The organism is Vibrio sp. 2132-1, from assembly GCF_033344315.1.
Genome location: NZ_JAWPON010000022.1, coordinates 22,636 through 46,644, shown reverse-complemented (window position 1 = coordinate 46,644; position 24,009 = coordinate 22,636). Strand labels below are relative to the sequence as shown.

The window sequence follows — 24,009 nt, the reverse complement described above, 5'->3', positions numbered from 1 at the left end:
CAACACTAAGCGGCTCTCATGAGCCGCTTTTTTGTTATCAATAAAACTCGTTAAAATAAAGAAAACCGTTTCTGAGTTATCACATGCACAGCGATCTTTTTTCAGACTTAGTCAATCATGGCTTTTTAGAGACAGAAGCAAACCAACTTATTGAAAATGGTGAGTTGCTCGAACTGCCTACACGCCACATTCTTAATCACCAAGGGGAGTTGAGCTCACACCTTTACTTCATCATTGAGGGGTTATGCCACGCAAGCTATCTCACGGAGCACGGCAAAGAATTCAGTAAAGAATTTTATTGGGAGAAGGACTGGGTTATCGGGTTTGAGAGCATAATAAAGGACCAACCTTCGCCTTACTTATTGGAAACGCTGAGCGCTTGTCAGCTATTTTGCTTGCCAATTGAAACGTTGCATCACTGGCGAGCAGAAAAGCACGCCATTTACTTAAAGCTACTCGAAAACCAACTGGTTAATAAAGAGAATAAAGAACGCTTTATGTTGCTCTACTCTCCAGAGGAACGATATCAATTATTTTGCGCTCATTACCCAGATTTAAAGCAACGTATTACCGATAGTCAAATTGCGGCCTACCTGGGCATTACGCCAATCAGTTTGAGTCGAATCAAAGCACGCTTAACCAAAGATCACACTCTCAAATAAACTCAAAAAAGAAAAAAGCTCTTCAAACGAAGAGCTTTGTCTCTGCTATTTGAGCTATTTAAGAATTCGCGCCCGGAACTGGCGCCCTTTCATCTTGCCGTTACTAATGGTCTGTAGAGCCTTTTTAGCCACAGACTTTTCGACGGCAACATAAGCGCGCACAGGGAATAGGTGAATCTTTCCGACTTGAGAGCCTGGAATACCATTTTTTCCTGTCAAACAACCTAAAATATCACCCGGTCGTACTTTCTGTTTCTTACCGCCATCAATGTTAATCGTCACCATCTTCGCTTGGTATGGCTGCTGATTTGATTTGGCAGGCAATGTTGCTGGTACCACGTCCATCTCTAGGTATTCTTCAATACGAGCTACACGTAAACCGTCTTTCTCACCAAAAAAGCTAAACGCTAAACCTTTACTACCCGCACGACCTGTACGACCAATACGGTGCACATGAACCTCAGGATCGCGCGATAGCTCAAAGTTAAAGACTGCGTCAAGATTATCAACGTCCAAACCACGCGCTGCAACGTCTGTTGCAACAAGGATAGACACACTCTTGTTAGCAAACTGCACCAATGCTTGGTCGCGTTCACGCTGCTCTAAGTCCCCATGGATATCGATAACGCTGAATCCTTTGTGATGCAACTCATCTGCGACACTTTGAACTTCTTTTTTGGTATTACAAAAAACCACCGCGGACTCTGGTTGGTGAGTCAGCAGCAAATTCGCCAATGCTTCATCACGCGCTTCCGAGCCTTCAACTTTATAGAAGTACTGCGCAATGCTTGAAGTATCATGCGTCGATTCCACCTTAATCACTTCCGGTGTCTGCATTATACGCTGCGCAATTTGCTCAATTTTTTCTGGAAAAGTAGCACTGAAAAGTAGAGTTTGACGCTGCTTTGGCGCTGCATCGATGATTGCATCTAATGCGTCTTGGAAACCCATGTCCAACATGCGATCAGCTTCATCTAGCACCAAGGTATTCAGATCGCTAAGGTTAATTCGGCCTTTCTCAAGGTGATCCAAAATACGGCCAGGTGTGCCGACTAGGATATGCGCACCATGCTCTAACGAACCAATTTGTGGCCCCATAGGCATCCCACCGCAGAGAGTAAGCACTTTAATATTATGAATGCCGCGACCTAAAGTACGAATTTCCTTCGCTACTTGGTCTGCAAGCTCACGCGTTGGACACAATACTAATGACTGGACACGAAAGCGTTTGACGTTGAGGTTCGATAAAACCCCTAAACCAAATGCAGCGGTTTTACCTGAGCCCGTTTTACCCTGCCCGATGACATCACGATGTTTTAGGATTGCAGGCAAGCTCAAAGCTTGAATTGGCGTCATGTGGGTATAGTTCAGGGAATCAAGTGTGGCGAGTAACGCTGGGTTCAGCCCAACTTGATCGAATGTTTGTTTGCTCACGGGGATATCCTCAGGTGAGATGGAAAGAGGGCACATTATCACCAGATTTGGTGGGAAAACCAGTGATAATTAACCTTTGTTAATGAGTATGAGCTCAAAACAAAGTAAAGTCAGTCACTCTATTCTCATTACGGATAACAACATGCTCACTTGGATTACTTTGCCCTTTGCTCAGCTAACAACCACACAGCTGTATGAAATGATGAAATTGCGTGTGGATGTATTCGTTGTTGAACAAACCTGCCCTTACCCTGAACTGGATGGTAAGGACACGCTGGAAGGCGTTTATCATCTAATAGGCTATCACGGTGATGAACTGGTTGCTTGCGCAAGATTACTGCCCAGAGGCACTACGTATGACAATGTGAGTATTGGTCGAGTGGTGACAAAGCAGACCGCGCGAGGCGGTGGCTTAGGTCATAAGTTATTGGACAAGGCCTTGGCACAATGCGAAACATTATGGCCAGGACAGACAATAGATATAGGTGCTCAAGAACACCTCATCCAGTTTTATGCTAGTCATGGATTCAAGGTTATCTCAGAGTGCTATCTTGAAGATGGTATCCCTCATGTGGATATGCGGAAAGAATCCGTAGCGCTATAAGCTTCAACTCGATTGGTTACTATGAAAACTAATCGCTATGAAAAACTAATCGCTATGAAAAACTAACTAAAAAGACGCGATATCTTCGCGTCTTTTCATTTGAAGCGTTTACTTGTTACGTCCAAAGGTCCCATCCGATAAACGGAAAAACATAACGGACCGCCCGCTTTTTTCCAGCTGTAGCATATCTAACTCACCTTCGTCACTAAGCTTAAAGCGAATCAATTGTCCCTGCTTTATTTGGCTTAGCGGCTTATCACTGCCCTCTATTTTGACTAGAGCGCTAAGATCCGCCATAGAGAGCTGATTACTTCTGAAAACCTGCGCTAATGTATCACCATTTTTAACCGTGTACTCTTTCCAGTCTTCAGATTTCGGTCCAGAGTTCTGAGAGGTTCTCTGCTGGCTTAAACTCTGCGCGTTCAGCTCAATCGCTACGCGTGGATGATCGACCTCAGTCTGCTCAACTGGTTGTTCTGTTTTATTCGGCAAAGGAATAACAAGGAGCACCAGAATCAATGGCACTAAGACCATCAAAGCACGCTGATGAAATTTAGGCAGACGCAACCAAAACTGCTTAACAGGCTGTGTACGCTCCAACCATTGCTCTTTGTTGAACGGCTGCTTCCAGTCGATAGCAGCGAATTTTTGTTTAACCAGTTCGACATAGTCGACTTGCTGCTTTTTCTTTCTGCGACGATTCATTGTAATGAGTCCCTTAATACTTCTACGGCCAGTATAAAAATACCGACGCGGAGAGTATATGTTTTTCACCAAACTAAAATGGAATTGGGATTAAATTAGCAGAAATTTCACTTGGAGTAAGAGATAAGTCACAACCTGGCCGCCTCAATTAAGCATTCAGTCGCAATCATTTAAACCTAAGCTCGAAACTGATATCCTGTTGCCTTTATCACTCCTAATAAGAGCGACATTCATGTCTGAAATTAAATTTGAAACTGCAGAACAAAAAGCAAGCTACGGCATTGGTCTGCAAATGGGTCAGCAACTTGCAGGCTCTGGTCTTGAAGGTCTTAGCGTTGATGCTATCGCAGCAGGTATTGCAACAGCACTAACTGGTGACATGCCATCAATCGAAATTGATGAAATCAACAAAGCACTACAAGAACTTCACACTCGTGCAGAAACAGCCCGCCAAGAAGCAGCAAAAATTGCGGCAGCAGAAGGCGAAGCGTTCCTAAAAGACAACGCTCTACGACCTGAAGTTAATGTTCTAGACTCTGGTCTTCAGTACGAAATCATTTCTGAAGGTACTGGTGCAGTTCCTACAGCAGAAAGCTCAGTTCGCGTTCACTACCACGGTGAGCTAACTGACGGTACCGTATTCGATAGCTCTGTATCTCGCGGTCAACCTGCTGAATTCCCTGTTACAGGCGTAATCAAAGGTTGGGTAGAGGCACTACAACTAATGCCTGTTGGCTCTAAGTGGAAGCTATACGTACCACAAGATCTTGCGTACGGTGAGCGTGGCGCTGGTGCGGCTATCCCTCCATTTGCAGCTTTAGTTTTCGAAGTAGAACTATTAGATATTATCTAATTGAAACCATTTTCAATTATGATTAAATAAAACGGCGCACTAGCGCCGTTTTTTTGTCTAAACTGAATAGACTTTCTCACCTCTGAACCTTTCACTCTGATAGCCTTTAAAAATAAAATCACTTTTAAAAAACGCTCAACCTTTGGAGGTACCATGCGTAAAACACTCCTAACTCTAGCACTCCTATCAATCAACATTGGTAGTGCGCACGCATTCTTAGATTCAGTCACTCAAAAAAGTAAAGAAAGTGGCCTGATGGACATGGTCGGCAGCAGCTTGAACACCGAGTCATCTCCATTAACAGACATGCTAACTAGCCAATTACCAGTATCCACTGAGCAAGCAGCCGGAGGCAGTAGTGCGCTACTCGCTTTGGCTCAAAGCCAGCTTTCGCAAGAAAATAGTAGTGAATTACAGTCTTTGATTCCTGGACTTTCAAACTTGCAAGGGGCACAAAGCTTACTAGGAAATATTGAGAATATCAGTGCAGTAAAAAGTGCATTCGATACGTTAGGTTTAGACCCATCTATGATCAGTCAGTTTGCTCCAGTAATCTTGGATTACTTGAACAAGCAAGGCGCTAGCGAAGGGCTTCTAAGTTCGTTGGGCGGGTTGTGGAATACTAGTAAATAAGCGTAAGTGATAATCACTTTTTAAATTGCCAGTCTGCATGGGTTGAAATAAATGTAGGCTGGATATAAAGGTTTACTGAATTACAGATACAAAAAAGCCGAGCTAATGCTCGGCTTTCTCGTTCTTACGAACTGATTACTCAGCAGCTTCTTCAGCAGCTGGGCGATCTACAAGCTCAATGTAAGCCATTGGAGCTTTATCACCAGCACGGAAGCCAGCTTTTAGGATACGAGTGTAACCGCCCTGACGAGCAGCAAAACGTGGACCTAGTTCGTTAAATAGTTTTGCAACTACTTCGTTGTCACGAGTACGTGCAAATGCTAGACGACGGTTAGCAACACTGTCAGTCTTAGCTAGTGTAATCAAAGGCTCAACTACGCGACGTAGCTCTTTTGCTTTTGGCAAAGTAGTCTTGATAACTTCATGACGTACTAGAGAGCTAGCCATGTTGCTGAACATCGCTTTGCGATGTGAGCTGTTGCGGTTGAGTTGACGACCACTCTTACGATGGCGCATGACCTAATCCTTCTAACTAGTATCGATTAATCTTCAGCGATTGATGCAGGTGGCCAGTTTTCTAGGCGCATGCCCAGAGATAGACCACGTGACGCAAGTACGTCTTTAATCTCAGTAAGAGATTTTTTACCAAGGTTAGGCGTTTTAAGTAGCTCAACCTCAGTACGTTGTACTAGATCACCGATGTAGTGAATCGCTTCTGCTTTCAGACAGTTAGCAGAGCGAACTGTTAGTTCAAGATCGTCTACAGGACGCAGTAGGATCGGATCGAATTCTGGCTTCTCTTCCTTCTCCTCAGGAACTCGTACATCACGAAGATCTACGAATGCATCCAATTGTTCAGCTAGGATTGTAGCTGCACGACGGATTGCTTCCTCAGGTTCTAGAGTACCGTTTGTTTCCATATCGATAACAAGCTTGTCTAGATCAGTACGCTGTTCTACACGAGCTGCTTCTACAGCGTAGGCAATTTTGTCTACTGGGCTGTAAGTAGCATCTACTAGTAGGCGACCGATAGGACGCTCGTCTTCTTCGTTATGGATACGCGCAGAAGCTGGAACATAACCACGACCACGTTCAACTTTGATACGCATTGCGATCTCAGCGTTGTCATCCGTTAGGTGACAAATTACGTGTTCAGGGTTAGCGATCTCTACATCACCATCATGGGTGATGTCACCTGCAACCACAGGGCCCGAGCCTGATTTGTTCAAAGTAATGAACACTTCATCTTTGCCTTCGGCAACGCGCACAGCCAAACCTTTAAGGTTTAGAAGAATTTCAAGAATATCTTCTTGAACGCCTTCTTTCGTGCTGTACTCATGAAGTACGCCTTCGATTTCTACTTCTGTTACAGCACAACCTGGCATAGAAGATAGAAGGATGCGGCGAAGTGCATTACCCAGAGTATGACCAAAGCCACGCTCTAATGGCTCAAGAGTTACTTTTGCGTGAGTCGAGCTGATTTGTTCGATGTCAACTAGACGTGGCTTAAGAAATTCTGTTACAGAACCCTGCATTGTGTCCTCTCTTTAGTTTAAACCTTACTTAGAGTAAAGCTCGACGATCAATTGTTCGTTGATGTCAGCTGATAGATCAGAACGCTCAGGCATACGCTTGAATGTACCTTCCATCTTGCCACCATCTACTTCAATCCAAGTTGGTTTTTCACGTTGTTCAGCAACTTCTAGAGCTGCTTTGATACGAGCTTGCTGTTTAGCTTTCTCGCGAATAGAAACAACGTCATTAGCCGCTACTTTGAAAGAAGGAACGTTTACAACTTTACCGTTTACTAGGATAGCTTTGTGGCTAACTAGCTGACGTGCTTCTGCGCGAGTTGCGCCAAAGCCCATGCGGTAAACTACGTTATCAAGACGACCTTCAAGAAGCTGAAGTAGGTTTTCACCAGTGTTGCCTTTTAGGCGAGCAGCTTCTTTGTAGTAGTTACGGAATTGTTTTTCTAAAACGCCGTACATACGACGTACTTTTTGCTTCTCACGAAGCTGAACGCCATACTCAGATAGACGACCGCGACGAGCGCCGTGTACACCTGGTGCGTTATCAATTTTACACTTGGTATCGATCGCGCGAACACCAGACTTAAGGAATAAGTCAGTGCCTTCACGACGGCTAAGCTTCAGCTTAGGACCCAAATATCTTGCCATGATTCTTCTCCAATTGTCCTAGAAACGTTATACGCGACGTTTCTTAGGTGGACGACAACCGTTATGAGGGATTGGTGTAGCATCAACGATGTTTGTGATGCGGAAACCAGCGGCGTTTAGTGCACGAACAGTAGATTCGCGACCTGGACCAGGACCCTTAACCATAACTTCCAAGTTCTTTAGGCCGTATTCTTTAGCCATTTCAGCACAACGCTCAGCAGCAACCTGTGCAGCGAACGGAGTAGACTTACGAGAACCACGGAAACCAGAACCACCTGCAGTAGCCCATGCAAGAGCGTTACCTTGACGGTCAGTAATGGTTACGATTGTGTTATTGAAAGAAGCATGGATGTGCGCAACGCCATCTGCAACTTGCTTGCGTACGCGCTTACGAGCGCGAGTTGGTTGTTTAGCCATTGTACTCTACCTTCCCGATTATTTCTTGATCGGCTTACGCGGACCCTTACGGGTGCGAGCGTTGGTTTTAGTACGCTGTCCACGTAGTGGTAGACTGCGACGATGACGAAGACCACGGTAACAGCCAAGGTCCATAAGACGCTTGATGTTCATAGATACTTCACGACGTAGATCACCTTCTACAGTGTACTTAGCTACACCATCACGCAGTTGATCGATCTGCTCTTCAGTTAGTTCACTGATCTTAACATTTTCAGCAATACCCACTTCAGCTAGGATAGCTTGAGAGCGAGTTTTACCGATGCCGTAGATCGCTGTTAGAGCGATTACTGCATGTTTCTGATCAGGAATGTTAATGCCTGCTATACGGGCCATTATTCACTCCTAAGTGTTTCTATAAAAGAATTAGCCACAGCAAAGCCCGTTATGGATACGCTGCGGAATACTACTTCTTTTGCACGCAAAAGGTAGGCCGAGGAATATACTCGACCCAACCTTCATTTTCAAGTAAAAATTTCTGCTAATTAGCCTTGGCGCTGTTTGTGCTTTGGCTCACTGCAAATCACGCGAACGACACCGTTACGCTTGATTACTTTACAGTTACGGCAGATTTTTTTAACGGAAGCACGAACTTTCATTGCTAAACTCCGTAAATGAAACTGAGTCTACCGCCGGATTAACGGCCGTAGCCTTTCAGATTCGCTTTCTTCAACACAGAATCATACTGTTGAGACATCAGATGAGTCTGTACCTGTGCCATAAAGTCCATAATTACAACAACTACGATTAGTAGCGATGTACCGCCGAAGTAGAAACGTACGTTCCACGCGACCATCATGAACTCGGGAATCAGACAGATAAAGGTAATGTACAGTGCACCAGCAAGGGTTAGACGTGTCATTACTTTATCAATGTATTTCGCTGTCTGCTCACCTGGGCGGATACCGGGTACGAATGCACCAGACTTCTTCAAGTTATCTGCTGTTTCACGTGGGTTGAAAACCAACGCCGTGTAGAAGAAACAGAAGAAGATAATTGCTGCTGCATAAAGCATTACATACAACGGTTGACCTGGGCTAAGAGCCAAAGACACGTCAGTTAACCAACCGAACGCGCTGCTCTCACCGTTTTGACCAAACCACTGAGCCAATGTTCCTGGGAACAAGATAATACTTGATGCAAAAATCGCTGGAATTACACCTGCCATGTTAATTTTAAGAGGCAAGTGCGAGCTTTGCGCAGCAAATACTTTACGACCTTGTTGACGTTTCGCATAGTTAACGACGATTCGGCGTTGACCACGTTCCATGAAAACAACGAAGTAAATTACTGCAAAAGCTAATACCGCGATTAGCAACAGAAGAAGTACATGCAATTCACCTTGACGCGCTTGCTCGATTGTTTGACCGATTGCAGAAGGCAATCCAGCAACAATACCTGCAAAAATTAGTATCGAAATACCATTACCAATTCCGCGCTCTGTAATTTGTTCACCTAACCACATCAAGAACATGGTACCGGTTACTAAACTTACGGTAGCAATTAGCGTAAACATGGTTTGGTTGATAACAACCAGATTGTCGACCATGTTTGGTAGGCCAGTTGCAATACCTATAGCTTGGAAGGTTGCAAGTACAAGCGTGCCGTAGCGTGTGTATTGGCTTATCTTACGACGGCCTGCTTCACCCTCTTTTTTGAGTTCAGCTAACGCTGGATGAACTACAGTTAGCAATTGGACAACAATAGATGCCGAAATATACGGCATGATGCCCAATGCTAATATAGATGCACGCTCAAGAGCACCACCGGAGAACATGTTAAACATTTCAACGATGGTACCTTTTTGCTGTTCGAACAAATCGGCAAGTACAGCAGCGTCAATACCAGGAATCGGCACAAAAGAGCCGGCTCGGAATACTAAAAGTGCACCAATTACGAATAACAAGCGCGACTTTAGTTCACTTAAGCCGCTCTGAGCACTACGAAAATCTTGTCCTGGTTTCTTAGCCATCTGTACCTCGTTCCTCGAGATTATTCCTCGATTTTACCGCCTGCAGCTTCGATTGCAGCTTTAGCGCCTTTAGTCACACGTAGACCTTTAACAGTCACTGCTTTGTTGATTTCACCAGAAAGAACAACTTTTACAAATTCGATGTTCTTAGTGATGATGTTAGCAGCTTTAAGACTGTTTAGATCAACTACGTCACCAGAAACTTTCGCTAGCTCAGCTAGACGAACTTCAGCAGACACTAGGCTCTTGCGAGAAGTGAAACCGAATTTTGGTAGACGTTGTTTCAGAGGCATCTGACCGCCTTCGAAACCTGGACGAACACTGCCGCCAGAACGTGATTTTTGACCTTTGTGACCACGGCCACCAGTTTTACCTAGGCCTGAACCGATACCACGACCTACTCGCTTCGCAGAAGTTTTCGCGCCAGCAGCCGGTGCTAGAGTATTCAAACGCATTCTGATTACTCCTCAACTTTAACCATGTAGTAAACCTTGTTGATCATACCGCGAATACACGGAGTATCTTCAAGTTCTACTGTGTGGTTGATTTTACGAAGACCTAGACCGCGCAAAGTAGCTTTGTGCTTTGGCAGACGACCAATTGAGCTTTTAGTTTGAGTTACTTTAATAGTTGCCATGGTGTTCTTACTCCGAAATAGATTCAACAGTTAGACCACGTTTAGCAGCAACCATTTCTGGTGACTTCATGCTACCTAGTGCATCGATCGTTGCACGAACGATGTTGATAGGGTTCGTAGAACCGTACGCTTTAGATAGTACGTTGTGTACACCAGCAACTTCTAGTACTGCACGCATCGCACCACCTGCGATAACACCAGTACCTTCTGCAGCAGGCTGCATGTAAACTTTAGAGCCCGAATGGCGACCTTTCACTGGGTGGTGAAGAGTGCCTTCGTTTAGAGCGATCGTAGTCATGTTACGACGCGCTTTTTCCATTGCTTTTTGAATCGCTGCAGGTACTTCACGAGCTTTGCCGTAACCGAAACCTACACGACCGTTACCGTCACCAACTACTGTTAGTGCAGTGAAGCTCATGATTCGACCACCTTTAACCGTTTTAGAAACACGGTTAACTGCGATTAGCTTTTCTTGCAAATCATTCGCTTGAACTTGTTGTTCTTTAGCCATCTTCCAACCCTACCTTAGAATTTCAGACCAGCTTCGCGAGCAGATTCTGCTAGCGCCGCTACTCGACCGTGGTATTGGAAACCAGAACGATCAAATGCAACTGCAGTTACGCCCTTCTCTAGAGCGCGCTCAGCAATAGCTTTACCCACTGCTTTAGCTGCATCAACGTTACCAGTGTATTTCACTTGCTCACGGATCGCTTTTTCTACAGTAGAAGCTGCTGCGATAACCTCAGAGCCGTTAGCCGCGATAACCTGTGCGTACACGTGACGAGGAGTACGGTGTACAACTAGGCGAGTCGCACCCAGTTCTGCAATCTTACGACGTGCACGTGTAGCACGACGGATGCGAGATGCTTTCTTATCCATAGTGTTACCTTACTTCTTCTTAGCTTCTTTAGTACGCACATTTTCATCTGCGTAACGAACACCTTTGCCTTTGTATGGCTCAGGCTCACGGTAAGAACGAATGTCAGCCGCAACTTGACCAACTAGTTGCTTGTCAGCACCAGTGATCACGATTTCAGTTTGGCTTGGACATTCAGCTTTAATACCCGCTGGCAACTCGTGCTCAACTGGGTGTGAGAAGCCTAGTGTTAGACCTACAGCGTTGCCTTTGATAGCAGCACGGTAACCTACACCTTTAAGAGTTAGCTTCTTAGTAAAGCCTTCAGTAACACCAACAACCATGTTGTTAACTAGAGCGCGAGCAGTACCTGCTTGAGCCCATGCGTTAGCAACACCTTCTTTAGGACCGAAAGTCAGGTTATTTTCTTCCTGAGCGATTACAACTGCGTTGTTAAGAACACGAGTTAGTTCGCCTTTCGCACCTTTTACAGTGATTTCTTGGCCGTTTAGTTTCACCTCTACGCCAGCTGGAATAGCGACAGGTGCTTTTGCAACACGAGACATAGTCTACTCCTTATTAAGCTACGTAAGCGATGATTTCACCACCAAGACCTGCTTTACGTGCAGCGCGGTCTGACATAAGACCCTTGGAAGTAGAAACGATAGCAATACCAAGACCACCCATTACAGAAGGAAGTTCATCTTTCTTCTTGTAAACACGTAGACCTGGACGAGAAACACGTTTAAGTTGCTCGATTACTGGTTTAGCTTGGAAGTACTTAAGTGTAACTTCTAGCTCAGGTTTTGCTTCGCCTTCAACAGCGAAGTCAACGATGTAACCTTCAGCTTTTAGTAGTGCAGCAATTGCAACTTTAAGCTTTGAAGAAGGCATTTTTACAGCAACTTTGTTTGCTGCCTGACCGTTACGAACGCGGGTCAGCATATCCGAAATCGGATCTTGCATGCTCATATGATTTACTCCAAATGATTAAGTGGCAATTACCAGCTAGCCTTACGAAGACCCGGAATCTCGCCTTTCATGCAAGCTTCACGAACCTTAATACGGCTTAGACCGAACTTACGTAGGTAACCGTGTGGACGACCAGTTTGGTTGCAACGGTTGCGCTGACGTGATGCACTTGAATCACGTGGAAGAGATTGCAGTGTAAGAACCGCGTTCCAACGATCTTCTTCAGATGCGTTTACATCGCTGATGATAGCTTTTAGCGCTGCACGCTTTTCAGCGAACTTAGCTACTAGCTTCGCACGTTTTGCTTCACGTGCTTTCATTGAATTTTTAGCCATAACAGTAACCCTTCACCTTACTTACGGAATGGGAAGTTAAAGGCAGCCAGCAGAGCACGGCCTTCCTCATCAGTACCAGCAGACGTCGTAATAGTGATGTCTAGACCGCGTACTCGATCAACTTTATCAAAGTCGATTTCCGGGAAGATGATTTGCTCGCGAACGCCCATGCTGTAGTTACCGCGACCGTCAAAAGACTTAGCGCTAACACCACGGAAGTCACGTACACGTGGAAGAGCGATGTTAATTAAACGCTCAAGAAAATCCCACATACGTTCGCCACGCAAGGTTACTTTACAACCGATAGGGTAGCCTTCACGGATTTTGAAACCTGCAACAGATTTGCGCGCTTTTGTGATAAGTGGCTTTTGACCAGAGATCGTTGCCATATCAGACGCTGCGTTTTCTAGCAGTTTCTTATCGTTGATTGCTTCACCAACACCCATGTTTAGGGTGATTTTCTCGATTCTAGGGACTTGCATGACGCTTGTGTAACCGAACTGTTTGGTCAGTTCAGCGACTACAGACGACTTGTAGTAATCATGCAGTTTCGCCATAGTAGAACTCCAAATTACTTCTATTAGTTAGAAACGGTTTCGCCGTTAGACTTGAAGAAACGAACTTTTTTGCCGTCTTCAAAACGGAAACCGATACGGTCAGCTTTACCAGTAGCTGCGTTAAAGATAGCCACGTTAGAAACGTCGATAGCTGCTTCTTGCTCTACGATACCGCCTTGGATACCCATAGCTGGAACAGGTTTCTGATGTTTCTTAACTAGGTTGATACCTTCAACGATAACTTTACCAGTTGCTAGAACCTTAGTTACTTTACCTTTCTTGCCTTTGTCTTTACCAGCAAGAACGATTACTTCGTCATTACGACGGATTTTAGCTGCCATTTCTACGTGCTCCTTACAGAACTTCTGGAGCCAGTGAAACGATCTTCATGAACTTATCGCCACGAAGTTCGCGTGTCACAGGACCAAAGATACGTGTACCGATTGGTTGCTCAGTATTGTCGTTTAGCAATACGCAAGCATTTCGGTCGAAGCGAATGACAGAACCGTCAGGACGACGTACGCCTTTACGGGTGCGCACTACCACCGCCTTCAGAACATCACCTTTTTTAACTTTACCGCGAGGGATTGCTTCCTTCACAGTAACTTTGATGACGTCACCGATATGTGCATAACGGCGGTGAGAGCCACCCAGAACCTTAATACACATTACGCTGCGTGCGCCTGAGTTATCAGCTGCGTCCAGCATACTTTGCATTTGGATCATGTTAGTGCTCCGCTAAATATTAATAACTAGACCCATCACGGGTCGGGCTGCCTCTTTAAAAGGGACGCGAATTGTACCACCCTTTTTTGTGATTGGGTAGTCAAAAAATAAACGGCTCCAAAAATATTTTGGAGCCGCTTTAGTTTCATAGAATTAACGAGATTAAATCTTCGCCTTTTCTAGAACTTTTACCAAAGTCCAAGACTTAGTCTTAGACAGTGGACGACACTCTGCGATTTCAACTGTGTCGCCTAGGCCACACTCGTTGTTCTCGTCATGTGCGTGTACTTTAGTCGTACGTTTTACGTATTTACCGTAGATTGGGTGTTTTACGAAACGTTCGATAGCAACAGTGATAGACTTGTCCATCTTGTCGCTGATTACACGACCTTGTTGAGTACGTTTTACTTCGCTCATTATGCGCCTGCCTTCTCAGTCAAAACAGTTTTCACACGTGCGATATCACGGCGTACAGCTTTCAGAGTATGAGTTTGCTGTAGCTGACCAGTCGCAGCTTGCATGCGCAAGTTGAACTGTTCACGTAGCAAATTCATTAGCTCAGCGTTAAGCTCTTCAACGCTTTTCTCGCGTAGATCTTGTGCTTTCATCACATCACCTGCTTAGTTACAAATGTAGTTTTGAAAGGCAGTTTACGTGCCGCAAGACGGAACGCTTCACGTGCCAATTCTTCAGGTACACCACCCATTTCGTACATAACCTTACCAGGTTGGATTTGGGCTACCCAGTACTCAACGTTACCTTTACCCTTACCTTGACGAACTTCAAGTGGTTTTTCTGTGATTGGTTTGTCTGGGAACACACGGATCCAGATTTTACCTTGACGCTTAACGTGACGTGTCATTGCACGACGTGCCGCTTCGATTTGACGAGCAGTTAGACGACCACGGCCAACAGCTTTAAGACCGAATTCGCCGAAGCTTACATCAGTACCTTTAGCTAGACCACGGTTACGACCAGTCTGAACCTTACGGAACTTAGTACGTTTAGGTTGTAGCATCTGTCGACTCCTTACTTACGGCCTTTACGCTGCTTCTTAGGCTTGTCGCCTTTAGGCTCTACAGCGTTAGCTGCTGGCATACCACCTAGGATTTCACCTTTGAAGATCCAAGTTTTAATGCCGATCACACCGTATTGAGTGTGAGCCGAAGAAGTTGCGTAATCAATGTCAGCACGTAGAGTGTGTAGAGGCACACGGCCTTCACGGTACCACTCTGAACGTGCGATTTCAGCGCCGCCTAGACGACCGCTTACTTCCACTTTGATACCTTTAGCGCCCAGGCGCATTGCGTTTTGTACTGCGCGCTTCATAGCACGGCGGAACATAACACGACGCTCTAGCTGAGACGCGATGCTGTCACCAACAAGTTGCGCATCTAGTTCAGGCTTACGTACTTCAGCGATGTTAATTTGCGCTGGTACACCTGCAATTTTAGCTACAGCTGCGCGTAGCTTCTCAACGTCTTCACCTTTCTTACCGATAACAACGCCTGGACGAGCAGTGTGAATAGTCACACGGATGCTCTTAGCAGGACGCTCGATAACGATACGTGATAGAGACGCTTTTTTCAGTTCACTTGTAAGGAACTGACGTACCTTGAAGTCGCCGTCTAGGTTGTCAGCGAAATCTTTGGTGTTAGCAAACCATGTAGCATTCCAAGGCTTAACGATGCCTAGACGAATACCATTTGGATGTACTTTTTGACCCATTGCTTACTCTCCTAGTCTCTAGCGATCTGCTACAACAACAGTGATGTGGCTTGAACGCTTCAAGATACGATCCGCACGACCTTTAGCACGAGGCATAATACGCTTCATGGTTGGGCCTTCATCTACAAAGATTTTTGCGACATTCAGATCGTCAATATCTGCACCTTCGTTGTGCTCCGCGTTAGCGATAGCAGACTCTAGAACTTTCTTAACTAGTGCAGCAGCTTTTTTGTTGCTGAACGTTAGGATTTCTAGAGCTTGGTCAACAGATTTACCACGGATTAGATCCGCAACTAAGCGAGCTTTCTGAGGCGAAATGCGAGCAAAGTTATGTTTAGCAATTGCTTCCATTATCTACTCCTTAGCGCTTCTTAGCTTTCTTATCCGCAGCGTGACCGCGGTAAGTGCGTGTTGGTGCGAATTCACCCAGTTTGTGACCGATCATTTCATCAGTTACAAATACTGGTACGTGCTGACGACCATTATGGACAGCGATGGTCAAACCGATCATCGTAGGGATGATCATTGAACGACGGGACCAAGTCTTAATAGGCTTTTTGTCTCCGCTTTCCACCGCTTTCTCTACCTTCTTCAGCAAGTGTAGGTCAATAAAAGGACCTTTCTTGAGAGAACGTGGCATGGCGATTCCTCTTTATATAGATTACTTGTTACGACGACGTACGATGTACTTGTCAGTGCGTTTGTTCTTACGAGTCTTGAAGCCTTTAGTAGGCATACCCCAAGGAGATACTGGGTGACGACCACCAGAAGTACGGCCTTCACCACCACCATGTGGGTGGTCAATCGGGTTCATTACAACACCACGAACCGTTGGACGGATACCGCGATGACGTGATGCACCTGCTTTACCAAGTTCACGTAGCATGTGCTCAGAGTTACCAACTTCACCGATTGTTGCACGGCCTTCAGAAAGAACTTTGCGCATCTCGCCAGAACGTAGACGGATAGTTACGTACGCACCGTCGCGAGCAACGATTTGAGCGTAAGCACCAGCCGAACGAGCTAGCTGACCACCTTTACCAGGCTTAAGTTCAACGTTATGTACTGTTGAACCTACTGGGATATTACGCATTGGTAGAGTGTTACCAGCTTTGATTGGTGCATCAACACCAGACTGAATAACATCACCAGCTACAACACCTTTAGGTGCTAGGATGTAGCGACGCTCACCGTCTTTGTAAAGAACTAGAGCAATGTTTGCGCTACGGTTTGGATCGTATTCAAGACGCTCAACTGTCGCTGGAATACCATCTTTAGTACGTTTGAAGTCAACTACACGGTAGTGGTGCTTGTGACCACCGCCGATGTGACGTACTGTGATACGACCCTTGTTGTTACGACCACCGTTCTTAGAGTTTTTCTCTAGAAGAGGTGCGTATGGCTTGCCCTTGTGTAGGTCAGCGTTAACAACTTTAACAACGTGACGACGACCAGGGGAAGTCGGCTTACATTTAACAATAGCCATTTTTAACTACTCCTGTTATTCCGCGCCGCCAACGAAGTCAAGATCTTGACCTTCTTTCAAAGTAACGTACGCTTTCTTAACGTCGCTGCGGCGACCTTGGCGTAGACCTTGACGTTTGGTCTTACCCTTAGTGATAAGAGTATTTACAGACTTAACTTCAACTTCAAATAGCTTTTCTACAGCTGCTTTGATCTCTTTTTTAGTCGCATCTTTAGCTACTTTGAAAACGATAGTGTTCGCTTTCTCAGCTGCCATAGTTGCTTTTTCAGAGATGTGCGGTGCACGTAGAACTTTTAGGATACGCTCTTCAGTGATCATGCTAGCATTTCCTCTACTTGCTTAACTGCTTCTGCAGTCATTACAACTTTGTCAAACGCGATTAGAGATACTGGATCGATACCAGCAACATCACGTGCGTCAACTTTGTATAGGTTACGAGCAGCTAGGAATAGATTCTCATCTACTTCGCTAGTCACGATTAGAGCGTCAGTTAGCTCAAGCTCTTTAAGCTTAGCAACTAGCTCTTTAGTCTTTGGTGCTTCAACTGAGAAGTTATCAACAACGATTAGACGCTCTTGACGAACAAGCTCAGAAAGAATGCTCTTCATAGCACCACGGTACATTTTTTTGTTTACTTTTTGGCTGTGATCTTGTGGTTTCGCAGCAAAAGTAACACCACCTGTACGCCAGATTGGGCTACGGATTGTACCAGCACGCGCACGGCCAGTACCTTTTTGACGCCATGGCTTAGCGCCACCGCCAGAAACTTCTGAACGTGTTTTTTGAGCACGAGTACCTTGACGAGCACCTGCTGCGTACGCAACAACTACTTGGTGTACAAGAGCTTCGTTAAACTCACGTCCGAAAGTAGTTTCGGAAACAGTTAGTGCATCGGCACCTTTAACCATTAGTTCCATTACTTACTCCTGAGACGTTATGCTTTAACAGCTGGTTTAACGATCACGTTGCCGCCAGTTGCGCCTGGGACTGCACCTTTAATAAGAAGCAGGTTGCGCTCAGCGTCAACACGTACGATCTCTAGGTTTTGAGTCGTTACACGCTCAGCACCCATGTGACCTGCCATTTTCTTGCCTTTAAATACGCGACCTGGAGTCTGACATTGACCGATAGAACCAGGAGCACGGTGAGACAATGAGTTACCGTGAGTCATATCTTGAGTACGGAAGTTCCAACGCTTAACAGCGCCTTGGAAACCTTTACCCTTAGATGTACCAGTAACGTCTACTTTCTTAGTTTCGTTGAATAGTTCAACAGTTAGTTCTGAACCAACTTCGAACTCTTCGCCGTTTTCTAAACGGAATTCCCAAAGACCGCGACCAGCTTCAACGCCAGCTTTAGCAAAGTGACCTGCTTCAGCTTTGTTTACACGGTTAGCTTTCTTAGAACCAGCTGTAACCTGGATTGCTGCGTAGCCGTCAGTTTCAAGAGTTTTCACTTGAGAAACACGGTTAGCTTCAACCTCAACAACTGTTACTGGGATAGAAACGCCTTCTTCAGTAAATACGCGGGTCATGCCCACTTTACGACCGATTAGACCAATCATACTTCTAATCTCCCTTAACCTAGGCTAATTTGAACGTCAACGCCCGCAGCAAGGTCTAGACGCATTAGAGCATCAACAGTCTTGTCTGTTGGCTCAACGATGTCGATTAGACGCTTGTGAGTACGGATTTCGTACTGGTCACGTGCTTTCTTGTTAACGTGTGGAGAGATAAGAACTGTGAAACGCTCTTTACGAGTTGGCAGTGGGATTGGACCACGAACCTGTGCGCCAGTGCGCTTAGCTGTTTCAACGATTTCCGCTGTAGAAGCATCGATTAGTTTGTAATCGAAAGCTTTTAGGCGGATACGGATACGTTGGTTCTGCATGAGACAGAGCTCCAAAATTAATAAATTACACAAACAATATCGCCACTCAAACTCGTCAAGACGAGAGAATGCCGATTGATTTATGTGAAACCGTAGCATCCAAGATTAGGACGCATTGTCAGTTAATTTTCGATTAACTATCCCTATATGCCAAAGTCACCTTTGAGGATAGTTTTTCCGAAGAAAAGATAGCTAATTGTATTAACCGCGAACATAAGCTGAGTATACATTACCTCACAAATCCTTAGATTTGCTCGCTCCTCACTGCTCATTGGTTCACAACTGGCTTAACCAGTGCGCTGCATTATACAGATCACACTTTAGGTTGCAAGCGCTGAGTGAAAAATAATCGGGAATATTCCAAACCCTATACATCTCTCTTCGCTTGGTAGCCATTAAACAAAAAGGACGCCGAAGCGTCCTTTTCTAAACTGTAATCGTAATAGCGGCTGCTATTATTTCTTACCGCTTGATAGTGCACCGAAACGCTTGTTGAAGCGATCAACACGGCCGCCTGTATCAACGATACGTTGCTTACCAGTGTAGAATGGGTGACACTTGTCACATACGTCTAGGTGGATAGACTCTTTACCTAGAGTAGAGTTGAACTCAAAAGAGTTGCCGCAAGAACAAGTCGCTTTTACTGCTTTGTATTCTGGGTGGATACCAGCTTTCATGGGATAACCTCAATAGTAGGCCGTGTCGCTATACGAATCTAAGCCGCACACCACACGCAATTAATAATAAAATGGGATACCGCATCAACTAATTGCCGAAGCCATATCTCAAGGCGCGATATAGTAAAGAATCACATTGCTCGGATCAACACATTTGGCAACTTTTTCGCCACTTTTTTAGCCAGACTAATCATAGAGGCACGATTCACGCTGAATCATATTGCTTTACTCGAATTTCCATACCGATTTTAATAGACTCTCATTTCCTTTCCCTCTTTTTAATAGCTAAAAATTTATGCGCCCAACCATTGCTAGAGTGGCATTACCCGTTCCGCTCGACAAACAATTTGATTACGCCATTCCGGGGCACCTGTTTCCGATCATTGGCGGGCGCGTATCCGTACCTTTTGGACGTCAAACGTTAGTTGGCATCGTCACCGCAATGGTAAACCACTCCGACTTTCCTAAAGATCAGCTTAAGCCAATCAAAGCGGTATTAGACTCCCAACCGATATGGCCAGAGACGCTTTATTCTCTGCTAAATTGGTGCAGCCAGTTCTACCAATACCCACTTGGAGATACGCTACACAATGCGATGCCAGCAGCTCTACGTAAAGGAAAGCCTGCAGATTTTGCGACGCTACAAGAGTGGCAAATTACCGAATCCGGTAAAGACAAGCTGATGCAAGGGCTTGATCGTCGAGCGGTCAAACAACAGAAGGTCTTGCAAATGTTGGTTAACTGCGCTTTGCCTCACCAGGAATTTGTCGACCAAGAGATAGCCTCAACAGTACTAAAGTCTTTAGAAGAGAAAGGCTGGATTGAACGTATCGAGAAGAAGCCTGCAATCACCCAGTGGGGACAGCACGTTGAATGCGACGTCGAGAAGCCAAAGCTCAACCACGAACAAGCGCTGGCTATTGCGAGTGTAAATAGCCAAACAGGTTTTGCTTGCTATTTATTAGAGGGAGTAACTGGCTCTGGTAAAACAGAAGTTTACTTAAACCTTATCAAGCCAGTTTTAGAGCAAGGGAAACAAGCATTAGTTTTAGTACCTGAGATCGGTCTAACGCCCCAAACCATCAACCGCTTTAAGCATCGATTTAATGTCCCGGTAGACGTGATTCATTCAGGTTTGAATGAAACCGAGCGACTTAACGCTTGGCTTTCTGCCAGGGATAAAGCAGCGGGAATCATCATTGGCACTCGTTCAGCCCTGCTGACACCTTTTGCTGATTTGGGGATTATTATCGTGGATGAAGAGCATGACGCTTCTTATAAGCAACAAGACAGCTTGCGTTACCACGCTCGTGATGTTGCTGTCATGCGCGCCCATAAAGAGCAAGTACCGATTATCCTGGGCTCAGCCACACCTGCACTGGAGACATTGCACAATGCCCTGTCAGGCAAGTATCACCATTTAACACTAACCCAACGAGCTGGCTCTGCCGTACCAACCACCAATAAAGTGTTAGATGTAAAAGGTCAGTATTTAGAAAGTGGCTTATCTGCCCAACTGATTGCCGAGATGCGCAAGCATTTAAAAGCAGGCAATCAAGTGATGTTGTTTCTTAACCGTCGAGGCTTTTCGCCCGCTTTGATGTGCCATGAATGCGGTTGGATTGCAGAATGTAAACGCTGTGATGCGTACTATACGTTCCACCATTACAGCAACGAAATACGCTGCCATCACTGCGGATCACAACAACCGGTGATTCATCAATGTCAGGGGTGTGGTTCAACTCAATTGGTTACCGTCGGCGTAGGAACGGAACAACTCGAACAACAATTGGCTCAGTTATTTCCAGAATACAACGCTATTCGCATCGACAGAGACAGCACACGTCGCAAAGGTAGTTTGGAAGATGCCCTTGAATCAATTCGTAAAGGTGAACATCAAATTCTGATTGGCACCCAAATGCTGGCTAAGGGGCACCATTTTCCAAATGTAACGCTCGTTGCTCTTTTGGATGTTGATGGCTCTCTCTATAGTAGCGACTTCCGCGCTTCCGAGAGACTAGCGCAGTTGTTTATTCAGGTCGCTGGTCGTGCCGGCCGCGCAAGTAAACCTGGCGAGGTTATCCTGCAAACCCACCATCCTGAGCACAGCTTGCTGCAGGCCCTGCTTCAAAAAGACTATCGCCACTTTGCTATGACTGCTCTGGAAGAACGCAAACTGGCTCAGCTTCCGCCTTATAGTTTCTTGACTCTGTTCAAAGCAGAGGCAAACCAAAGTGAGGTAGTTGAAGACTTCCTGCGTCAGGTTCGTTTTACGTTAGAGTCACACCCTCTGTTCGATGATTCTTGTATGGTATTAGGCCCAACTCCTTCACCTTTGGCTAAGCGGGCTGGTAAATACCGCTGGCAACTATTACTACAAACTCAACATCGTTCATTGATGCAAAAGTTATTAACCAGTGCCAAACCTGCTATTGAGTTGTTGCCAAATGCTAAGAAAGTACGCTGGAATTTAGACATAGAACCACAAGATCTCAGCTAGCAAACGTTTAACTATGTAATGAATTACCATTTAATGTGACCAAAATCACACCAAGATTGCAATTTTTGTTAAACAGACCGTAACTTTCACTTTAGAAATGAATAGACTATCCAAATTAGAAAAGTCTAAAGTGACTTGTTTGCACAGGCTTAAATTAAAACAATGACTATTCCCATAAATTGATATCGCGGTGAAGAATCCATTTTCCCACTCGTTAACACGAACTGAGCGAAGAGCAAACACAGCTCTAACTCGGTTGATTACTCTGATTTCAAACCGGAATAACGTCACCTTGGCAAAAAATAAATGAGAGGTTAAAAACTATGGCGACAATGAAGGATGTTGCCCAGCTTGCGGGAGTGTCTACGGCTACGGTATCTCGAGCCTTAATGAATCCAGAGAAGGTCTCTTCTTCTACAAGAAAGAGAGTAGAAGAAGCCGTACTTGAAGCGGGTTATTCTCCAAACTCATTAGCGCGTAACTTACGTAGAAACGAATCAAAAACCATTGTTACTATCGTTCCCGACATCTGTGATCCTTATTTTTCTGAAATTATTCGCGGTATTGAAGATGCAGCCATGGAACATGGCTATCTAGTCCTTCTGGGCGATAGCGGACAACAGAAGAAACGCGAAAGCTCTTTCGTTAATCTCGTATTTACTAAGCAGGCAGATGGAATGCTACTGCTTGGTACAGATCTACCATTCGATGTCAGTAAGCCAGAACAAAAGAACTTACCTCCGATGGTAATGGCGTGTGAATTTGCGCCTGAACTCGAGCTTCCGACAGTACATATTGACAACCTGACCTCAGCATTTGAAGCGGTGAATTACCTGACCCAATTAGGTCATAAAAGCATTGCTCAAATCTCTGGACCAGATACAGCAATATTGTGTCAGTTCCGCCAACAAGGCTACCAACAAGCCCTGCGCCGTGCCGGCATCAATAAAGATCCACAATATAGTGTCATTACTGAATTCTCTTTTGATGGCGGAGCAAAAGCCGTTCGTAAACTGCTCGAATTGCCAGAGCCACCAACGGCTATTTTCTGTCACTGTGACACAATGGCCATCGGCGCAATTCAAGAAGCGAAAAAGCTTGGCTTACGAGTCCCGCAAGATCTCTCTGTTGTGGGCTTTGATGACATTAACTTCGCTCAGTACTGCGATCCACCGTTGACCACTATCTCTCAGCCTCGCTATGAGATTGGTCGACAAGCAATGCTAATGATGCTCGAGATGTTAAAAGGCCACGACGTGCATTCAGGCTCGCGTCTGCTTGAAACTAATCTCGTCATTCGCGGAAGTGCAGCGCCACCACAGCGCCCTTAACCTAAAGATTAGTATTCATCCCTAAAGCGGTGCTAAGGCGCCGCTTTTTATTTACCCTCCTGCTTTTTGTGTATCCCTGAATAAATATAAGCGAGAACTGAAACACCCCCCTATACTCGGGCGTTGTCGCGCTTTAGCTATCAAGATTCTATCAATAGGGTGTTTTCTCAACTCGTTCTGGATTAACATATTTGCAAGAATCCTTGATGACCAGAAATAACCGTGGCAAATAGAGATTATGTAAGACGGGGGCGAGGCGCCCCAAAAAAGTCGACAAAAAAACAGCCGCCGATAAGAAAAAAGCCTTGGCGTAGTGGTCTGCTCGCAATCTTGCTAGTGGGTAGTTTTGGCTATGGTCTTTACCTTTTGAGTAGCGATCCAGAACCTAAACAGCCTGTAGTGAAACAGCCAACAACCACTGTCAGTAAACCAAAACCGAAAAAAGATTTGCCGCCACCACCAGAAGAAAAATGGGAATATGTTGAGTCACTACCGAAACGTGAAGTTGAAGTTGTGGCCAAAGAAATTGAAGTTTCTAAAATTCCTTACATCATGCAGTGTGGCGCGTACAAAACCCAGGCACAAGCAGAAGAGCGCAAGCTTGCAATCGCATTCCAAGGGATGTCGAGCAAGATTCGTAAGAAAGAAGGCAGTTCATGGTATCGCGTGGTACTAGGTCCGTATAAGTTCAAACGTGATGCAGAACGTGACCGTCATAAACTGCAACGCGCGAAAATCGAGCCGTGCGCGATTTGGAAAGAAAATCTTTAAACTCAGGCCCTAGGAGCTAAGATCCTAGGGCCTTTCTTTTTGCC

The 24,009-nt window shown here is 45.3% G+C and carries 38 protein-coding genes; 7 read left to right on the top strand and 31 right to left on the bottom strand.

The window, feature by feature from the left end:
• Positions 1 to 83: 83 nt before the first annotated feature.
• Positions 84 to 662 (top strand): Crp/Fnr family transcriptional regulator, encoded by a 579-nt coding sequence (locus R8N47_RS20610; RefSeq protein ID WP_033906009.1) that lies wholly within the window; start codon positions 84 to 86, stop codon positions 660 to 662.
• A gap of 54 nt (positions 663 to 716) precedes the next feature.
• Here R8N47_RS20610 and dbpA read toward each other — a convergent pair whose 3' ends face one another.
• On the bottom strand, positions 717 to 2,096 hold the full coding sequence (gene dbpA / locus R8N47_RS20605) for an ATP-dependent RNA helicase DbpA (protein WP_318070320.1): 1,380 nt from the start codon (positions 2,094 to 2,096) through the stop codon (positions 717 to 719).
• A gap of 142 nt (positions 2,097 to 2,238) precedes the next feature.
• On the opposite strand from dbpA, the gene R8N47_RS20600 reads away from it, so the two are divergent.
• Complete coding sequence (locus tag R8N47_RS20600; RefSeq protein WP_318070324.1) at positions 2,239 to 2,700, top strand: GNAT family N-acetyltransferase; 462 nt, start codon at positions 2,239 to 2,241, stop codon at positions 2,698 to 2,700.
• Positions 2,701 to 2,808: 108 nt separating this feature from the next.
• On the opposite strand, the gene R8N47_RS20595 is transcribed toward R8N47_RS20600, so the two are convergent.
• Entirely contained in the window at positions 2,809 to 3,405 is a 597-nt protein-coding gene (locus R8N47_RS20595; protein WP_318070319.1) for a LysM-like peptidoglycan-binding domain-containing protein, read from the bottom strand.
• A gap of 232 nt (positions 3,406 to 3,637) precedes the next feature.
• Here R8N47_RS20595 and R8N47_RS20590 point away from each other — a divergent pair, with 232 nt between their 5' ends.
• Positions 3,638 to 4,258, top strand: a complete 621-nt coding sequence (locus R8N47_RS20590; protein WP_005383137.1) for an FKBP-type peptidyl-prolyl cis-trans isomerase — start codon at positions 3,638 to 3,640, stop codon at positions 4,256 to 4,258.
• Between the two features lie 153 nt (positions 4,259 to 4,411).
• Positions 4,412 to 4,891, top strand: coding sequence for a DUF2780 domain-containing protein (locus tag R8N47_RS20585; RefSeq protein ID WP_258516068.1), 480 nt, complete (start codon positions 4,412 to 4,414; stop codon positions 4,889 to 4,891).
• A gap of 135 nt (positions 4,892 to 5,026) precedes the next feature.
• Here the strand turns inward: R8N47_RS20585 and rplQ are convergent, their stop codons facing one another.
• From rplQ to rpmE, 29 genes are all read right to left on the bottom strand, one after another.
• A complete protein-coding gene (gene rplQ / locus R8N47_RS20580) occupies positions 5,027 to 5,407 on the bottom strand; it encodes a 50S ribosomal protein L17 (RefSeq protein WP_005383141.1) in 381 nt (126 codons plus the stop codon).
• Between the two features lie 26 nt (positions 5,408 to 5,433).
• Entirely contained in the window at positions 5,434 to 6,426 is a 993-nt protein-coding gene (locus tag R8N47_RS20575; RefSeq protein WP_005383143.1) for a DNA-directed RNA polymerase subunit alpha, read from the bottom strand.
• Positions 6,427 to 6,450: 24 nt separating this feature from the next.
• Positions 6,451 to 7,071: a 30S ribosomal protein S4 gene (rpsD, locus tag R8N47_RS20570; protein WP_005383146.1), complete on the bottom strand. Its 621-nt coding sequence runs from the start codon at positions 7,069 to 7,071 to the stop codon at positions 6,451 to 6,453.
• Positions 7,072 to 7,098: 27 nt separating this feature from the next.
• Entirely contained in the window at positions 7,099 to 7,488 is a 390-nt protein-coding gene (gene rpsK / locus R8N47_RS20565) for a 30S ribosomal protein S11 (protein WP_001118870.1), read from the bottom strand.
• 18 nt (positions 7,489 to 7,506) lie between these two features.
• The gene (gene rpsM / locus R8N47_RS20560) at positions 7,507 to 7,863 is read right to left on the bottom strand and encodes a 30S ribosomal protein S13 (protein ID WP_005383154.1); all 357 of its coding nucleotides are present in this window, start codon (positions 7,861 to 7,863) and stop codon (positions 7,507 to 7,509) included.
• Between the two features lie 149 nt (positions 7,864 to 8,012).
• Positions 8,013 to 8,126, bottom strand: a complete 114-nt coding sequence (rpmJ, locus tag R8N47_RS20555; RefSeq protein ID WP_000868186.1) for a 50S ribosomal protein L36 — start codon at positions 8,124 to 8,126, stop codon at positions 8,013 to 8,015.
• 38 nt (positions 8,127 to 8,164) lie between these two features.
• On the bottom strand, positions 8,165 to 9,499 hold the full coding sequence (gene secY / locus R8N47_RS20550; protein ID WP_005379562.1) for a preprotein translocase subunit SecY: 1,335 nt from the start codon (positions 9,497 to 9,499) through the stop codon (positions 8,165 to 8,167).
• Positions 9,500 to 9,519: 20 nt separating this feature from the next.
• Positions 9,520 to 9,954: a 50S ribosomal protein L15 gene (gene rplO, locus R8N47_RS20545; protein ID WP_005383155.1), complete on the bottom strand. Its 435-nt coding sequence runs from the start codon at positions 9,952 to 9,954 to the stop codon at positions 9,520 to 9,522.
• A gap of 5 nt (positions 9,955 to 9,959) precedes the next feature.
• A complete protein-coding gene (rpmD, locus tag R8N47_RS20540; protein ID WP_005379565.1) occupies positions 9,960 to 10,136 on the bottom strand; it encodes a 50S ribosomal protein L30 in 177 nt (58 codons plus the stop codon).
• Between the two features lie 7 nt (positions 10,137 to 10,143).
• Complete coding sequence (rpsE, locus tag R8N47_RS20535; RefSeq protein ID WP_004745894.1) at positions 10,144 to 10,647, bottom strand: 30S ribosomal protein S5; 504 nt, start codon at positions 10,645 to 10,647, stop codon at positions 10,144 to 10,146.
• 14 nt (positions 10,648 to 10,661) lie between these two features.
• Positions 10,662 to 11,015 carry a 50S ribosomal protein L18 gene (gene rplR / locus R8N47_RS20530; protein WP_005379568.1) on the bottom strand — a complete coding sequence of 118 codons (354 nt, stop codon included), beginning with the start codon at positions 11,013 to 11,015 and terminating at the stop codon, positions 10,662 to 10,664.
• A 9-nt stretch (positions 11,016 to 11,024) separates the two neighbouring features.
• Positions 11,025 to 11,558 carry a 50S ribosomal protein L6 gene (rplF, locus tag R8N47_RS20525; RefSeq protein WP_005379570.1) on the bottom strand — a complete coding sequence of 178 codons (534 nt, stop codon included), beginning with the start codon at positions 11,556 to 11,558 and terminating at the stop codon, positions 11,025 to 11,027.
• Positions 11,559 to 11,571: 13 nt separating this feature from the next.
• The gene (rpsH, locus tag R8N47_RS20520) at positions 11,572 to 11,964 is read right to left on the bottom strand and encodes a 30S ribosomal protein S8 (protein ID WP_005379572.1); all 393 of its coding nucleotides are present in this window, start codon (positions 11,962 to 11,964) and stop codon (positions 11,572 to 11,574) included.
• Positions 11,965 to 11,993: 29 nt separating this feature from the next.
• Entirely contained in the window at positions 11,994 to 12,299 is a 306-nt protein-coding gene (gene rpsN, locus R8N47_RS20515) for a 30S ribosomal protein S14 (protein ID WP_004410442.1), read from the bottom strand.
• Between the two features lie 17 nt (positions 12,300 to 12,316).
• Complete coding sequence (rplE, locus tag R8N47_RS20510; RefSeq protein WP_005379573.1) at positions 12,317 to 12,856, bottom strand: 50S ribosomal protein L5; 540 nt, start codon at positions 12,854 to 12,856, stop codon at positions 12,317 to 12,319.
• 23 nt (positions 12,857 to 12,879) lie between these two features.
• Positions 12,880 to 13,197: a 50S ribosomal protein L24 gene (rplX, locus tag R8N47_RS20505; RefSeq protein WP_005379574.1), complete on the bottom strand. Its 318-nt coding sequence runs from the start codon at positions 13,195 to 13,197 to the stop codon at positions 12,880 to 12,882.
• A gap of 13 nt (positions 13,198 to 13,210) precedes the next feature.
• On the bottom strand, positions 13,211 to 13,582 hold the full coding sequence (gene rplN / locus R8N47_RS20500; protein WP_004410450.1) for a 50S ribosomal protein L14: 372 nt from the start codon (positions 13,580 to 13,582) through the stop codon (positions 13,211 to 13,213).
• Positions 13,583 to 13,744: 162 nt separating this feature from the next.
• The gene (rpsQ, locus tag R8N47_RS20495) at positions 13,745 to 13,999 is read right to left on the bottom strand and encodes a 30S ribosomal protein S17 (RefSeq protein WP_140367210.1); all 255 of its coding nucleotides are present in this window, start codon (positions 13,997 to 13,999) and stop codon (positions 13,745 to 13,747) included.
• Complete coding sequence (rpmC, locus tag R8N47_RS20490; RefSeq protein ID WP_005379576.1) at positions 13,999 to 14,190, bottom strand: 50S ribosomal protein L29; 192 nt, start codon at positions 14,188 to 14,190, stop codon at positions 13,999 to 14,001. Before rpmC ends, rpsQ begins: the two co-directional genes overlap by 1 nt.
• A complete protein-coding gene (gene rplP / locus R8N47_RS20485; RefSeq protein WP_005379577.1) occupies positions 14,190 to 14,600 on the bottom strand; it encodes a 50S ribosomal protein L16 in 411 nt (136 codons plus the stop codon). Before rplP ends, rpmC begins: the two co-directional genes overlap by 1 nt.
• Positions 14,601 to 14,611: 11 nt before the next feature.
• Positions 14,612 to 15,310 carry a 30S ribosomal protein S3 gene (rpsC, locus tag R8N47_RS20480; protein ID WP_005383161.1) on the bottom strand — a complete coding sequence of 233 codons (699 nt, stop codon included), beginning with the start codon at positions 15,308 to 15,310 and terminating at the stop codon, positions 14,612 to 14,614.
• 18 nt (positions 15,311 to 15,328) lie between these two features.
• Positions 15,329 to 15,661: a 50S ribosomal protein L22 gene (rplV, locus tag R8N47_RS20475; protein ID WP_005383164.1), complete on the bottom strand. Its 333-nt coding sequence runs from the start codon at positions 15,659 to 15,661 to the stop codon at positions 15,329 to 15,331.
• Between the two features lie 10 nt (positions 15,662 to 15,671).
• Complete coding sequence (gene rpsS, locus R8N47_RS20470; protein ID WP_004394525.1) at positions 15,672 to 15,950, bottom strand: 30S ribosomal protein S19; 279 nt, start codon at positions 15,948 to 15,950, stop codon at positions 15,672 to 15,674.
• 21 nt (positions 15,951 to 15,971) lie between these two features.
• Positions 15,972 to 16,796, bottom strand: coding sequence for a 50S ribosomal protein L2 (gene rplB / locus R8N47_RS20465; protein WP_005383168.1), 825 nt, complete (start codon positions 16,794 to 16,796; stop codon positions 15,972 to 15,974).
• A 15-nt stretch (positions 16,797 to 16,811) separates the two neighbouring features.
• Positions 16,812 to 17,114 (bottom strand): 50S ribosomal protein L23, encoded by a 303-nt coding sequence (gene rplW, locus R8N47_RS20460; RefSeq protein ID WP_004398471.1) that lies wholly within the window; start codon positions 17,112 to 17,114, stop codon positions 16,812 to 16,814.
• Positions 17,111 to 17,713: a 50S ribosomal protein L4 gene (gene rplD, locus R8N47_RS20455; RefSeq protein WP_005379556.1), complete on the bottom strand. Its 603-nt coding sequence runs from the start codon at positions 17,711 to 17,713 to the stop codon at positions 17,111 to 17,113. Before rplD ends, rplW begins: the two co-directional genes overlap by 4 nt.
• A gap of 17 nt (positions 17,714 to 17,730) precedes the next feature.
• Entirely contained in the window at positions 17,731 to 18,360 is a 630-nt protein-coding gene (gene rplC, locus R8N47_RS20450) for a 50S ribosomal protein L3 (RefSeq protein WP_005379555.1), read from the bottom strand.
• A 14-nt stretch (positions 18,361 to 18,374) separates the two neighbouring features.
• Complete coding sequence (rpsJ, locus tag R8N47_RS20445) at positions 18,375 to 18,686, bottom strand: 30S ribosomal protein S10 (RefSeq protein WP_004410492.1); 312 nt, start codon at positions 18,684 to 18,686, stop codon at positions 18,375 to 18,377.
• Between the two features lie 455 nt (positions 18,687 to 19,141).
• Positions 19,142 to 19,363, bottom strand: a complete 222-nt coding sequence (gene rpmE, locus R8N47_RS20440; protein WP_005379546.1) for a 50S ribosomal protein L31 — start codon at positions 19,361 to 19,363, stop codon at positions 19,142 to 19,144.
• Between the two features lie 295 nt (positions 19,364 to 19,658).
• Between rpmE and priA the strand changes: the two genes are divergently transcribed.
• From priA to ftsN, 3 genes are all read left to right on the top strand, one after another.
• Positions 19,659 to 21,863: a primosomal protein N' gene (gene priA, locus R8N47_RS20435; RefSeq protein ID WP_017633438.1), complete on the top strand. Its 2,205-nt coding sequence runs from the start codon at positions 19,659 to 19,661 to the stop codon at positions 21,861 to 21,863.
• 302 nt (positions 21,864 to 22,165) lie between these two features.
• The gene (cytR, locus tag R8N47_RS20430; RefSeq protein WP_257978021.1) at positions 22,166 to 23,194 is read left to right on the top strand and encodes a DNA-binding transcriptional regulator CytR; all 1,029 of its coding nucleotides are present in this window, start codon (positions 22,166 to 22,168) and stop codon (positions 23,192 to 23,194) included.
• Between the two features lie 222 nt (positions 23,195 to 23,416).
• Positions 23,417 to 23,965: a cell division protein FtsN gene (gene ftsN / locus R8N47_RS20425; RefSeq protein ID WP_025998522.1), complete on the top strand. Its 549-nt coding sequence runs from the start codon at positions 23,417 to 23,419 to the stop codon at positions 23,963 to 23,965.
• Positions 23,966 to 24,009 lie beyond the last annotated feature (44 nt).

Coding starts and splice junctions, on each gene's coding strand:
- R8N47_RS20610 (WP_033906009.1), top strand. CDS start 84: ATGCACAGCGATCTTTTTTCAGACTTAGTCAATCATGGCTTTTTAGAG.
- R8N47_RS20600 (WP_318070324.1), top strand. CDS start 2,239: ATGCTCACTTGGATTACTTTGCCCTTTGCTCAGCTAACAACCACACAG.
- R8N47_RS20595 (WP_318070319.1), bottom strand. CDS start 3,405: ATGAATCGTCGCAGAAAGAAAAAGCAGCAAGTCGACTATGTCGAACTG.
- R8N47_RS20590 (WP_005383137.1), top strand. CDS start 3,638: ATGTCTGAAATTAAATTTGAAACTGCAGAACAAAAAGCAAGCTACGGC.
- R8N47_RS20585 (WP_258516068.1), top strand. CDS start 4,412: ATGCGTAAAACACTCCTAACTCTAGCACTCCTATCAATCAACATTGGT.
- rplQ (WP_005383141.1), bottom strand. CDS start 5,407: ATGCGCCATCGTAAGAGTGGTCGTCAACTCAACCGCAACAGCTCACAT.
- R8N47_RS20575 (WP_005383143.1), bottom strand. CDS start 6,426: ATGCAGGGTTCTGTAACAGAATTTCTTAAGCCACGTCTAGTTGACATC.
- rpsD (WP_005383146.1), bottom strand. CDS start 7,071: ATGGCAAGATATTTGGGTCCTAAGCTGAAGCTTAGCCGTCGTGAAGGC.
- rpsK (WP_001118870.1), bottom strand. CDS start 7,488: ATGGCTAAACAACCAACTCGCGCTCGTAAGCGCGTACGCAAGCAAGTT.
- rpsM (WP_005383154.1), bottom strand. CDS start 7,863: ATGGCCCGTATAGCAGGCATTAACATTCCTGATCAGAAACATGCAGTA.
- rpmJ (WP_000868186.1), bottom strand. CDS start 8,126: ATGAAAGTTCGTGCTTCCGTTAAAAAAATCTGCCGTAACTGTAAAGTA.
- secY (WP_005379562.1), bottom strand. CDS start 9,499: ATGGCTAAGAAACCAGGACAAGATTTTCGTAGTGCTCAGAGCGGCTTA.
- rplO (WP_005383155.1), bottom strand. CDS start 9,954: ATGCGTTTGAATACTCTAGCACCGGCTGCTGGCGCGAAAACTTCTGCG.
- rpmD (WP_005379565.1), bottom strand. CDS start 10,136: ATGGCAACTATTAAAGTAACTCAAACTAAAAGCTCAATTGGTCGTCTG.
- rpsE (WP_004745894.1), bottom strand. CDS start 10,647: ATGGCTAAAGAACAACAAGTTCAAGCGAATGATTTGCAAGAAAAGCTA.
- rplR (WP_005379568.1), bottom strand. CDS start 11,015: ATGGATAAGAAAGCATCTCGCATCCGTCGTGCTACACGTGCACGTCGT.
- rplF (WP_005379570.1), bottom strand. CDS start 11,558: ATGTCTCGTGTTGCAAAAGCACCTGTCGCTATTCCAGCTGGCGTAGAG.
- rpsH (WP_005379572.1), bottom strand. CDS start 11,964: ATGAGCATGCAAGATCCGATTTCGGATATGCTGACCCGCGTTCGTAAC.
- rpsN (WP_004410442.1), bottom strand. CDS start 12,299: ATGGCTAAAAATTCAATGAAAGCACGTGAAGCAAAACGTGCGAAGCTA.
- rplE (WP_005379573.1), bottom strand. CDS start 12,856: ATGGCGAAACTGCATGATTACTACAAGTCGTCTGTAGTCGCTGAACTG.
- rplX (WP_005379574.1), bottom strand. CDS start 13,197: ATGGCAGCTAAAATCCGTCGTAATGACGAAGTAATCGTTCTTGCTGGT.
- rplN (WP_004410450.1), bottom strand. CDS start 13,582: ATGATCCAAATGCAAAGTATGCTGGACGCAGCTGATAACTCAGGCGCA.
- rpsQ (WP_140367210.1), bottom strand. CDS start 13,999: ATGAGCGAAGTAAAACGTACTCAACAAGGTCGTGTAATCAGCGACAAG.
- rpmC (WP_005379576.1), bottom strand. CDS start 14,190: ATGAAAGCACAAGATCTACGCGAGAAAAGCGTTGAAGAGCTTAACGCT.
- rplP (WP_005379577.1), bottom strand. CDS start 14,600: ATGCTACAACCTAAACGTACTAAGTTCCGTAAGGTTCAGACTGGTCGT.
- rpsC (WP_005383161.1), bottom strand. CDS start 15,310: ATGGGTCAAAAAGTACATCCAAATGGTATTCGTCTAGGCATCGTTAAG.
- rplV (WP_005383164.1), bottom strand. CDS start 15,661: ATGGAAGCAATTGCTAAACATAACTTTGCTCGCATTTCGCCTCAGAAA.
- rpsS (WP_004394525.1), bottom strand. CDS start 15,950: ATGCCACGTTCTCTCAAGAAAGGTCCTTTTATTGACCTACACTTGCTG.
- rplB (WP_005383168.1), bottom strand. CDS start 16,796: ATGGCTATTGTTAAATGTAAGCCGACTTCCCCTGGTCGTCGTCACGTT.
- rplW (WP_004398471.1), bottom strand. CDS start 17,114: ATGATCACTGAAGAGCGTATCCTAAAAGTTCTACGTGCACCGCACATC.
- rplD (WP_005379556.1), bottom strand. CDS start 17,713: ATGGAACTAATGGTTAAAGGTGCCGATGCACTAACTGTTTCCGAAACT.
- rplC (WP_005379555.1), bottom strand. CDS start 18,360: ATGATTGGTCTAATCGGTCGTAAAGTGGGCATGACCCGCGTATTTACT.
- rpsJ (WP_004410492.1), bottom strand. CDS start 18,686: ATGCAGAACCAACGTATCCGTATCCGCCTAAAAGCTTTCGATTACAAA.
- rpmE (WP_005379546.1), bottom strand. CDS start 19,363: ATGAAAGCTGGTATCCACCCAGAATACAAAGCAGTAAAAGCGACTTGT.
- priA (WP_017633438.1), top strand. CDS start 19,659: ATGCGCCCAACCATTGCTAGAGTGGCATTACCCGTTCCGCTCGACAAA.